The organism is Streptomyces sp. CBMA156 (genome assembly GCF_014596515.1).
Taxonomy (GTDB): Bacteria; Actinomycetota; Actinomycetes; order Streptomycetales; family Streptomycetaceae; genus Kitasatospora.
The window spans coordinates 1-12,375 of sequence record NZ_MSJQ01000296.1 but is presented as its reverse complement, the minus strand read 5'-3'; the positions used below and the strand labels follow the sequence as shown (position 1 = coordinate 12,375).

Genomic DNA, 12,375 nt, shown 5'->3' with positions numbered 1-12,375 from the left:
ACCGAGCTGCTCGCCACCGAGGTCGCCGCCGTCCTCGGCCACGCGAGCGCGACCGCCGTCGAGCCGGGGCGGGCCTTCAAGGACCTCGGCTTCGACTCGCTGCTCGCGGTCCGGCTGCGCAACCGGCTCCAGGAAGTCACCGGCCTGCGGCTGCCCGCGACCCTGGTGTTCGACCACCCGACCCCGGCCGTGCTGGCCGAGTTCGTCCGCGGCCGGCTGCTCGGCGCGCGCCCGGCGGGACCGGCCGCCGCCGCGGCGAAGCCCGCCGCGGCCACGGTCGCCCTCGACGAGCCGATCGCGATCGTCGGCATGAGCTGCCGCTACCCCGGCGGCGTCACCGACCCGGACCGGCTGTGGGAGCTGCTGGCCGCCGGCGGGGACGGCATCTCCTCCTTCCCGACCGACCGGGGCTGGGACGTCGCCGCGGTGTACGCCGGCGAGAGCGCGGGCTCCGCGACCGTCTTCGAGGGCGGCTTCCTGCACGACGCCGCCCGGTTCGACGCCGGGCTGTTCGGGATCTCGCCGCGCGAGGCGCTGGCGATGGACCCGCAGCAGCGGCTGCTGCTGGAAGCCTCCTGGGAGGCCTTCGAGAGCGCGGGCCTGGACCCGACCTCGCTGCGCGGCAGCAGGACCGGCGTCTACGCCGGCCTGATGTACCACGACTACGCGACCGGCGGCGGAGCCGTCCCGGACGAGGTCCAGGGCTTCCTGGGCACCGGCAACGCGGGCAGCATCGCCTCCGGCCGGGTGTCGTACACCTTCGGCCTGGAGGGCCCGGCGGTCACCGTCGACACCGCCTGCTCCTCGTCGCTGGTGGCGATGCACCAGGCGGCGCAGGCGCTGCGCTCCGGGGACTGCGACCTGGCGCTGGCCGGCGGGGTCACCGTGCTGGCCACGCCCGCGGTGTTCACCGAGTTCAGCCGCCAGGGCGGGCTGGCCTCCGACGGCCGCTGCAAGGCCTTCGCGGCCGCGGCCGACGGCAGCGGCTGGTCGGAGGGCGTCGGTGTGCTGGTGCTGGAGCGGCTGTCGGACGCCCGGCGCAACGGGCACGAGGTGCTGGCGGTGGTGCGGGGTTCGGCGGTGAACCAGGACGGTGCGTCGAACGGTCTGACGGCGCCGAACGGGCCTTCGCAGGAGCGGGTGATCCGCCAGGCGCTGGCCAGTGCGGGGCTGTCGGCCGCCGAGGTGGACGCGGTGGAGGCGCACGGGACGGGCACCAAGCTGGGCGACCCGATCGAGGCGCAGGCGCTGCTGGCCACCTACGGTCAGGACCGGTTCGCCGACCGGCCGCTGTGGCTGGGCTCGATCAAGTCGAACCTCGGGCACACCCAGGCCGCGGCCGGCGTGGCGGGTGTGATCAAGATGGTGCTGGCGATGCGGCACGGGGTGCTGCCGGCGACCCTGCACGTGGACGCGCCGTCCCCGCACGTGGACTGGTCGGCCGGCGCGGTGGAACTGCTCACCGAGGCCCGTCCGTGGCCCGAGGCCGGCCGGCCGCGCCGCGCGGGCGTCTCCTCCTTCGGCATCAGCGGCACCAACGCCCACGTCATCCTCGAATCCGTGCCGGCCATCGAGCCCGCCGAGTCTCCGGCTGTCGAAGGTCCGGTGCCGTGGCTGCTGTCCGGCCGGACGCCGGCCGCGCTGGCCGGGCAGGCCGAGCGGCTGCGGGAGTTCGCCGCGGAGCGTGCGGAGTTGGCGGTGTCCGATGTCGCCGGGTCGCTGTTGTCCCGGGCGGGGCTGGAGCACCGTGCGGTGGTGCTGGGCGCGGACCGGACCACGCTGCTGGACGGGCTGGCCGTGCTCGGCGGCGAGGGTGTGGTGCGGGGCCGGGTGGTGCCGGGCGATGTGGTGTTCGTGTTCCCGGGGCAGGGTTCGCAGTGGGTCGGCATGGCTCGTGAACTCGCCGAGGCCTCACCGGTGTTCGCGGCGCGACTGGCGGAGTGTGAGGCGGCGCTGGCGCCGTACGTGCCGTGGTCGCTGACCGACGTGTTGCGCTCGGCGGCCGAGCTGGACCGGGTGGATGTGGTCCAGCCGGTGCTCTGGGCGGTGATGGTGTCGCTGGCCGAGGTGTGGCGGGCCCACGGGGTCCGGCCCTCGGCGGTGGTGGGCCACTCGCAGGGCGAGATCGCGGCCGCGGTGGTCGCCGGTGCGCTGTCCGTGGAGGACGGTGCGCGGGTGGTGGCGCTGCGGAGCCAGGCGATCATCGAACTGGCCGGTGGCGGCGGGATGGTGTCCGTCGCGGCGGGCAGTGTGGTGGTCGAGGAGCTGATCGTGTCCTTCGACGGCCGGATCTCGGTGGCGGCCTTCAACGGCCCGTCCTCGACGGTGGTGTCGGGTGAACCGGACGCGCTGGACGCCTTGATGGTGCTCTGCGAGTCCCGTGAGGTCCGGGCCCGCCGCATCCCCGTCGACTACGCCTCGCACTCCGCCCAGGTCGACCGGTTGCGTGAGCGCATCCTGGACGACCTGGCCGAGGTCGCCCCGGTCACCTCCACGGTGCCGCTCTTCTCCACCTTGACCGGCACGCCGATCGACACGGTGCGGATGGACGCCGGGTACTGGTTCGACAACCTGCGCTCCCCGGTCCGTTTCGAGGAGGCGACGCGTGCGCTGCTGGCCGGTGGCCGGTCGGTGTTCGTGGAGTGCAGCCCGCACCCGGTGCTGACCGTCGGCGTGCAGGAGACCGCCGATTCGGTCGAGGCCGAGGCGGCCGTGCTGGGCACCCTGCGGCGTGGCCAGGGCGGCCCCGAGCAGCTGCTCGCGGCGCTGGCCGAGGCCTGGACGGCCGGTGTGGCCGTCGACTTCGCGTCGCTGCTGCCCGCCGGCCGTCGCATCGAGCTGCCGACCTACGCCTTCCAGCGCGAGCACTACTGGCTGGAGGCGGCGGCCGTGGCGGCCGAGGGCGACCCGACCGAGGCCCGGTTCTGGGACGCCGTCGAGCGCGGCGACCTGGCCGAGCTGTCGGAGTCCCTGGAGCTGGACGAGGACGGTGCGCTGCGGTCGTTGCTGCCGGTGCTGTCCTCGTGGCGGCAGCGGCGCCGGGTGGATTCGGTGGTGGACTCCTGGCGGTACCGGGTGGTGTGGAAGCCGCTGGCCGGTCCGGCGGACGGGCGGTTGTCCGGCCGCTGGCTGCTGGTGACGGGTGCGGGTGCGCCGTTGGAGGGTGTCGGGGCGGCGCTGGTCGCGGCCGGGGCCGAGGTCGTGCCGCTGGCCGCCGGAGGCACGGGCCGGGAGGAACTGGCGGCTCGGATCGTCGAGTTGGCGAGCGAGGGTGAGTTCGCGGGCGTGCTCTCGCTGGTCGCCACGGCGGAGTCCGAGGGCTCTCCGGTGTCGGCCGGCGTGCCGGCGACGCTGACGCTGGTGCGGGCCCTCGCCGACGCGGGCGTCCGCGCCAAGGTGTGGACGGTGACGGCCGGTGCGGTCTCGGTGGGCCGGGCCGACCGGCTGGCGAGCCCGTGGCAGGCGCAGGTGTGGGGTCTGGGCCGGGTGGCGGCGCTGGAACTGCCGGATGTGTGGGGTGGGTTGGTCGATCTGCCGTCGGTGGTGGACGAGCGGGCCGGGCGCCGGTTGGTGGCTGTGCTCGGTGGTGCGGAGGATCAGGTCGCGGTGCGTTCCTCGGGCGTGTACGGCCGCAGGTTCGTCCGGGCCGTCCAGCCCGCGGGCCGTGGCGGTGTGTGGACGCCGTCCGGCACGGTGCTGGTGACCGGTGGTCTGGGTGCGCTGGGTGTGTCGGTGGCCCGCTGGCTGGCCGAACGCGGCACGCCGCACCTGGTGCTGACCGGCCGCCGTGGCGGCGAGACCCCGGGTGCCTCCGAGCTGGTGGCCGAACTGACCGGCCTCGGCACCCGGGTGACCGTCGCGGCCTGCGATGTCGCCGACCGCGACGCGGTCGCCACGCTGCTGGCGGGGATCCCCGCCGAGCTGCCGCTGACCGGTGTCGTGCACACCGCCGGTGTGGTGGACGACGGCATGCTGGACTCGCAGTCTCCCGAGCGCTTCGAGACCGTCTTCGCGGGCAAGGCCGGCGGTCTGCTGCACCTGGACGAGCTGACCGCCGATCTGGGCCTGGACCTGTTCGTGGTGTTCTCCTCGCTGGCGGGCACCCTGGGCAGTGCCGGGCAGGGCAACTACGCCGCCGCCAACGCCTTCCTGGACGCCTGGATCCAGCAGCGCCGTGACCGCGGCCTCGCCGGACTCTCGATCGCCTGGGGCGCCTGGGCGCAGGACGGTCTCGCCACCGGCGAGGTGGTCGTCGAGCGGCTGCGCCGCGGCGGCGTGGTGCCGATGGACCCCGAGTCGGCGATCCAGGCCCTGGCCAGGGCCGTCGACCAGGACGAGACCGACGTCAGCGTCGCTGACATCGACTGGCCGCAGTTCCTCGGCGGCTTCACCGGTTCCCGCCCGAGCGCCCTGCTCGCGGACCTTCCGGAAGCCGCCGCACGGCCCGCGGCCGCCGGGGCCGACGCCGCCGCGCCGGTGCGCTCCGAGTTGGCCTCGGCGCCGGCCGGACAGCGCCGCCAGCTGCTGCTCGACATCGTCCGGGCCCAGGCCGCGTCCGTGCTCGGCCACGCCTCGGCCGACGCGGTGGCGCCCGCCAGGGCCTTCCGGGAACTGGGCTTCGACTCGCTGACCGCCGTCGAACTGCGCAACCGGATCAGCGCCGAGACGACCCTGCGGCTGCCGACGACGCTCGTGTTCGACCACCCGACGCCGACCCGGCTCGCCGACCACCTGCTCGGCCTGATGCTCGGCGACGACACCCTGCTGACCGAGGCGATGGCCCCGGCCCCGGCCGGGACCGACGAGCCGGTCGTGATCGTCGGCATGAGCTGCCGCTTCCCCGGCGACGTCGGCACGCCCGCCGAGCTGTGGCAGCTGCTGGCCGACGGCGTGGACGGCGTCGGTCCGTTCCCGACCGACCGCGGCTGGGACCTCGACCGCGACACCGGGGCGTACGCGCCGGAGGGCGGCTTCCTGCGGCACGCGACCGACTTCGACGCGAGCCTGTTCGGCATCTCGCCGCGCGAGGCGCTCGCGATGGACCCGCAGCAGCGGCTGCTGCTGGAGGCGTCCTGGGAGGCCTTCGAATCGGCGGGCACCGATCCGCTGTCCGTCCACGGGGCCCCCGTCGGCGTCTTCGTCGGCACCAACGGCCAGGATTACGGCACCCTGCTCGCCGCCTCGGACGAGGAGGTCGAGGGGCACGTGCTGACCGGCAACGCCGCGTCGGTGCTCTCCGGCCGAGTGGCGTACGCGTTCGGGCTCGAAGGCCCGGCGATGACGGTGGACACGGCCTGCTCCTCCTCGCTGGTCGCCCTGCACCTGGCGGCTCAGGCGCTGCGCCGCGGCGAGTGCGAACTGGCGCTGGCCGGCGGTGTCACCGTGATGTCCACCAACACCGCCTTCGCCGAGTTCGCCCGGCAGGGCGGGCTGGCGGCGGACGGCCGCTGCAAGGCCTTCGCGGCCGAGGCGGACGGCACCGGCTGGTCGGAGGGCGTCGGTGTGCTGGTGCTGGAGCGGCTCTCGGACGCCCGGCGGCTCGGGCACGAGGTGCTGGCGGTGGTGCGGGGTTCGGCGGTGAACCAGGACGGCGCCTCGAACGGTCTGACGGCGCCGAACGGGCCTTCGCAGGAGCGGGTGATCCGGCAGGCGCTGGCCAGTGCCGGGCTGTCGGCCGCCGAGGTGGACGCGGTGGAGGCGCACGGGACGGGCACCAAGCTGGGTGACCCGATCGAGGCCCAGGCGCTGCTGGCGACGTACGGCCGGGAGCGGACGCGCGAGCCGCTCTGGCTGGGCTCGATCAAGTCGAACATCGGCCACACCCAGGCGGCGGCCGGTGTCGCGGGTGTGATCAAGATGGTGCAGGCCATGCACCACGGCGTGCTGCCGGCCACCCTGCACGCGGACCGGCGGACCTCGGAGGTGGACTGGTCGGCGGGCGCGGTGGAGCTGCTGAGTGAGTCCCGCCCGTGGCCGGAGCTGGACCGGCCGCGCCGGGCGGGCGTCTCGTCCTTCGGGATCAGCGGCACCAACGCCCACGTGATCCTGGAGGCCGCGCCGGCGGTCGCGGCCGAGGAGCCGGTGGCCGTCGAGGGTGTGCTGCCGTGGCCGGTGTCGGGGCGGTCGGCCGCCGCACTGGCGGCGCAGGTCGGCCGGCTGGCCGAATCCCTGGCGGCTGAGCCGCGGTTCGGAGCGGTGGAGGTGGCCAGGGCACTGGTCTCCCGGGCCGCGCTGGACCACCGCGCGGTGGTGTTCGGCGGCGACCGGGCGGCCCTGCTGGACGGCCTGGCCGCGCTGGCGGCGGGCGAGCCGTCGGCCCAGGTGGTCCCGGGCGTCACGGCGGAGGGGCGGACGGCGTTCCTGTTCACCGGTCAGGGCGCGCAGCGGACCGGTATGGGGCGCGGGTTGTACGAGGCGTTCCCGGTGTTCGCCGAGGCCTTCGACGCGGTCTGCGCGGAGTTCGACCTGCTGCTGGACCGTCCGGTGAAGGACGTGGTGTTCGAGGGCGCCGAGGATCTTGACCGGACGGTGTGGGCGCAGGCCGGGCTGTTCGCGGTCGAGGTCGCCTCGTACCGGCTGCTCGAATCCCGGGGCGTGACAGCGGACTTCCTGCTCGGGCACTCGATCGGTGAGATCGCGGCCGCGCACGTCGCCGGGGTGTTCTCGCTGGCCGACGCGTGTGCGCTGGTGGCGGCGCGGGGCCGGCTGATGGAGGCGCTACCCGAGGGCGGGGCGATGCTCGCTGTCCAGGCCGCCGAGGCCGAGGTCGTGGCGGCACTGGAGGGCCGCCTCGATGTCGCGGCCGTCAACGGGCCGACCTCGCTGGTGGTTTCGGGTCCGGCGGAGGTCGTCGACGAGTTCGCCGAGCGCTGGCGGGCCGATGGCCGCAAGACCAGTCGGCTGACCGTCTCGCACGCGTTCCACTCGGCGCTGATGGAGCCGATGCTCGCCGAATTCGCCGCCGTCCTGGCCGAGTTGACCTTCAACGAGCCGGGCATTCCGATCGTCTCCAACCTGACCGGCTCGACGGCCTCGGCCGGCCTGCTCACCACCCCCGACTACTGGGTCCGCCAGGTCCGCGAGGCCGTCCGCTTCGCCGACGGCGTCGAGACCCTGCACGGTGAGGGCGTCACCCGCTTCGTGGAACTCGGCCCGGACGGTGTGCTGACGGCGCTGGCCGGCCGGATCCTCCCCGGCGCGGTCTGCGCGCCGCTGCTGCGCAAGGACCGGGACGACCGCGAGACGGCGCTGCGGGCGCTCGCCACGCTGTGGACGGCCGGGGCGGAGATCGACTGGTCCGGGCTGCTGCCCGCCGGCCGCCCGGCCCCGCTGCCGACGTACGCCTTCCAGCGGGACCGCTACTGGCCGAAGGTGGTGCCCGGCGGGACCGCCGTCACCGACCCGGACGAGGCCCGCTTCTGGCAGGCCGTGGAGAGCCAGGACCTCGGCGAACTCGCCGCCGCCCTGGACATCGCCCAGGCCCCCGAGGAGTTGGGCTCCGTGCTGCCGGTGCTGTCCTCGTGGCGGCAGCGGCGCCGGGTGGATTCGGTGGTGGACTCCTGGCGGTACCGGGTGGTGTGGAAGCCGCTGGCCGCTCCGGCGGACGGGCGGTTGTCCGGCCGCTGGCTGCTGGTGACGGGCGCGGGTGCGCCGTTGGAGGGTGTCGGGGCGGCGCTGGTCGCGGCCGGGGCCGAGGTCGTGCCGCTGGCCGCTTACGGTGCCGGACGGGAGGAACTGGCGCTTCGGATCGGCGCATTGGCCGCCGAGGGTGAGCTGTCGGGCGTGGTCTCGCTGGCTTCCGGCGAGGAGCCGCACGCCGAGGGCTCGCTGGTCCCGGCCGGGGTGGCCGCCACGCTGACCCTGCTGCACGCCCTCACCGACGCGGGCGTCCGCGCCAAGGTGTGGACGGTGACGGCCGGTGCGGTCTCGACCGGTCGCGCGGACCGGCCGGCCGATCCGGCGCAGGCGCAGGTCTGGGGTCTGGGCCGGGTGGCGGCGCTGGAACTGCCGGATGTGTGGGGTGGGTTGGTCGATCTGCCGTCGGTGGTGGACGAGCGGGCCGGGCGCCGGTTGGCGGCCGTGCTCGGGGGTGCGGAGGATCAGGTCGCGGTGCGTTCCTCGGGCGTGTACGGCCGCAGGTTCGTGCACGCGCCGCAGCCTGCGGGCCGCGGCGCCGCCTGGACGCCGTCCGGCACGGTGCTGGTGACCGGTGGTCTGGGTGCGCTGGGTGCGTCGGTGGCCCGCTGGCTGGCCGAACGCGGCACGCCGCACCTGGTGCTGACCGGCCGGCGCGGCAGCGAGACTCCGGGCGTGGACGCCCTGGTCGCGGAGCTGACGGCGCTGGGCGCCCGGGTGACGGTCGCCGCCTGCGACGTGGCGGACCGCGACGCGGTCGCCACGCTGCTGGCGGAGATCCCCGCCGGGCTGCCGCTGACCGGTGTCGTGCACACCGCCGGTGTGGTGGACGACGGTGTGCTGGACTCGCAGTCTCCCGAGCGCTTCGAGACGGTGTATGCGGGCAAGGTCGGCGGCCTGGTCCACCTGGACGAGCTGACCGCGGATCTGGGTCTGGACCTGTTCGTGGTGTTCTCCTCGCTGGCGGGCACCCTGGGCAGTGCGGGGCAGGGCAACTACGCCGCCGCGAACGCCTTCCTGGACGCCTGGATCCAGCAGCGCCGCGACCGCGGCCTCGCCGGACTCTCGATCGCCTGGGGCGCCTGGGCGGAACAGGGCATGGCCACCGGGCAGGTGGTGGCCGACCGGGTCCGGCGCGCCGGACTGACGCCGATGGACGCGCGGTTGGCGATGGAGGCGATGGCCAGGGCCGTCGACCACGGCGAGGACTTCGTGGCGGTCGCCGACGTCGACTGGGCACGGATGCTGCCCGCCTTCGCCGGCGCCAGGACCAGCCCGCTGCTGGCCGAACTCCCCGAAGCGGGCCGGGCCGGGCAGGCCGATCACACCGGGGCCCAACCGGTCGGGGCACAGGGGCCGGACGGAGCGCGGGTGCTCGCGGACCTGCCCGCCGCCCAGCGCGACCGGGCCCTGCTGGACCTGATCCGCGCCTGCGCGGCGGCGGTGCTGGGGCACGCGTCGAGCGCGAGCGTCGAACCGGGCCGGGCCTTCCGCGACATCGGCTTCGACTCGCTGACCGCGGTGGCCTTCCGCAACCTGATCGGTGCCCGCACCGGCCTCCAGTTGCCGGCCACGCTGGTCTTCGACCACCCGACGCCGATCGCCCTGGGCGAGTTCCTGCGCGCCGAGCTGTACGGTTCGGCCGACCCGGCACCGGCGCCGGGCACCGCGGCCCTCGCCGCCGAGGACGAGCCGATCGCGATCGTCGGCATGGCCTGCCGGTTCCCCGGCGGTGCCCGGACCCCGGAGGCCCTGTGGTCGCTGCTCTCCGGTGACGGGGACGCGATGACCGGCTTCCCCGCCGACCGCGGCTGGGACCTGGCCGCCCGGTCGGGATCGTACGCGGCCGTCGGCGGCTTCCTCGACGGCGCCGCTGAGTTCGACGCGACGCTGTTCGGCATCTCGCCGCGCGAGGCGCTGGCGATGGACCCGCAGCAGCGCCTGCTGCTGGAGACGGTTTGGGAGACCTTCGAGTCGGCCGGCCTGGACCCGAGGTCCGCGCGGGGCCAGTCGGTGGGCGTCTTCGCCGGTACCAACGGCCAGGACTACCCGACGCTGCTCGCCGCCTCGGCGGACAAGGTCGAGGGCCACGTCGCCACCGGCAACGCGGCCGCGGTGCTCTCCGGCCGGGTCGCGTACGCCTTCGGGCTGGAAGGCCCGGCGCTGACCGTCGACACGGCCTGCTCGGCCTCGCTGGTCGCCCTGCACCTGGCGGCCCAGGCACTGCGCCGCGGCGAGTGCGAACTGGCGCTGGCCGGCGGTGTCACCGTGATGTCCACGCCGGGGGTGTTCAGCGAGTTCGACCGCCAGGGCGGCCTGGCCGCCGACGGCCGCTGCAAGGCCTTCGCGGCCGGCGCGGACGGCACGGGCTGGGGCGAGGGCGTCGGCGTCCTGCTGGTCGAGCGGCTGTCGGACGCGCGCCGCAACGGGCACCGGGTGCTCGCGGTGGTCCGGGGCAGCGCGGTCAACCAGGACGGCGCCTCCAACGGCCTCACCGCACCGAACGGCCCCGCCCAGCAGCGGGTGATCCGGCAGGCGCTCGCCAACGCCGGGCTGTCCGCCGGCGAGGTGGACGCGGTGGAGGCGCACGGCACGGGCACCACCCTGGGCGACCCGATCGAGGCGCAGGCGCTGCTGGCGACGTACGGCCGGGATCGGGCGGGCGAGCCGCTCTGGCTGGGCTCGATCAAGTCGAACATCGGGCACACCCAGGCCGCCGCCGGTGTCGCGGGCGTGATCAAGATGGTGCTGGCGATGCGGCACGGCGTGCTGCCGGCCACCCTGCACGTCGGCGAGCCCTCGCCGCAGGTCGATTGGTCGGCCGGCGCGGTGGAACTGCTCACCGAGTCCCGCCCGTGGCCCGAGACGGACCGCCCGCGCAGGGCCGGCGTCTCGTCCTTCGGGATCAGCGGCACCAACGCCCACATCATCCTGGAGTCCGCCCCGGCCGCGGACCCGACGGAGCCCCCGGCTGCTGTGCCGGCGGGCGGGCTGCCGTGGCTGCTCTCCGCACAGAGCGCCGAGTCGCTGCGGGCCCAGGCGGAACGGCTCACCGCGCACCTGGACGCCGCACCCGGCCACGACCCGGTGGACGCCGCCTGGTCGCTGGCCACCGGACGGGCCGGGCTGGCGCACCGCGCCGTCGTGCTCGGCGGCGACCGGGACGCGCTTGCCTCCGGCGCCGGGGCGCTCGCCGCGGAGGCCTTCTCGCCGGCCGTGGTCACCGGCACCGTACGGGAGGGCCGGGTGGCCTTCCTGTTCACCGGCCAGGGCGCCCAGCGGACCGGCATGGGCCGCGAACTGTACGAGGCGTTCCCGGTGTTCGCCGAGGCCTTCGACGCGGTCTGCGCGGAGTTCGACCTGCTGCTGGACCGTCCGGTGAAGGACGTGGTGTTCGAGGGCGCGGAGGATCTTGACCGGACGGTGTGGGCGCAGGCCGGGCTGTTCGCGGTCGAGGTCGCCTCGTACCGGCTGCTCGAATCCTGGAGTGTGGCACCGGAGTTCCTGCTCGGGCACTCGATCGGTGAGATCGCGGCGGCGCACGTCGCCGGGGTGTTCTCGCTGGCCGACGCGTGTGCGCTGGTGGCGGCGCGCGGGCGGCTGATGCAGGCACTGCCCGAGGGCGGGGCGATGCTCGCCGTGCAGGCCGCCGAGGCCGAGGTCGTGGCGGCGCTGGAGGGCCGCCTCGATGTCGCGGCCGTCAACGGGCCCTCCTCGGTGGTGGTTTCCGGCCCCGCCGAGGTGGTGGAGGAGTTCGCCGAGCGCTGGCGGGCCGAGGGCCGCAAGACCCGGCGGCTGGCCGTCTCGCACGCGTTCCACTCGGCGCTGATGGAGCCGATGCTCGCCGAATTCGCCGCCGTCCTGGCCGAGTTGACCTTCAACGAGCCGGGCATCCCGATCGTCTCCAACCTGACCGGCTCGACGGCCGGGCCAGGGCTGCTCACCACCCCCGACTACTGGCTGCGCCAGGTCCGCGAGGCCGTCCGCTTCGCCGACGGCGTCGAGACCCTGCACCGCGAGGGTGTCACCCGCTTCGTGGAGCTCGGCCCGGACGGCGTGCTGTGCGCGATGGCCCAGCAGACCGTCTCCGAGGCCGTGTTCGCCCCCGTGATGCGGCGCGACCGCGATGAGGCCGGGACCGCGCTGCACGCGCTGGCCCGGCTCTGGACGGCCGGTGCCGAGGTGGACTGGCCGGCGGTCCTGCCGCGCGGCCGGCGGGTGGACCTGCCGACGTACGCCTTCCACCACGAGCGGTTCTGGCCGACCCCGGCGCCCGCGCCGGTGCCGTCCGGGGACGCCGTGGAGTCCCGCTTCTGGGAGGCCGTCGAGCGCGAGGACCTGGACGAGCTGGCGGGCACCCTGCGCCTCGGCGAGCACGCCCGGGTGCTGGGCGAGATCCTGCCCGCGCTCTCCTCCTGGCGCCGGCTGCGCCGCCAGGACTCGGTGCTGGACAACTGGCGCTACCAGGTCACCTGGAAGCCCGTGCCGGTCGCCGAGCCCGAACTGGACGGCAGCTGGCTGGTGGTCGTCCTCGACGGGGCGGACCCGGAGCTCGCCGAGGGCGTGCGCACGGCGATCCGCTCCGCCGGAGCGGGCACCGTCCACCTCGCGCTGGACCCGGCGGACCTCGACCGGGCCGCGCTCGCGGCCCGGATCCTGGACGCGGTCGAGGGCGTGCCCGACGTCGTCGGCACGGTGCTGCTGGCCGCGCCCGACGGTGCGCCCGACGGCCCCGCCGCC

At 75.4% G+C, this 12,375-nt stretch carries 1 protein-coding gene; it reads left to right on the top strand.

What is annotated here, in order from left to right; genetic code table 11:
• A partial coding sequence (locus tag BU198_RS42570) for a type I polyketide synthase (RefSeq protein ID WP_223244951.1) occupies positions 1 to 12,375 on the top strand: 12,375 nt, incomplete at both ends.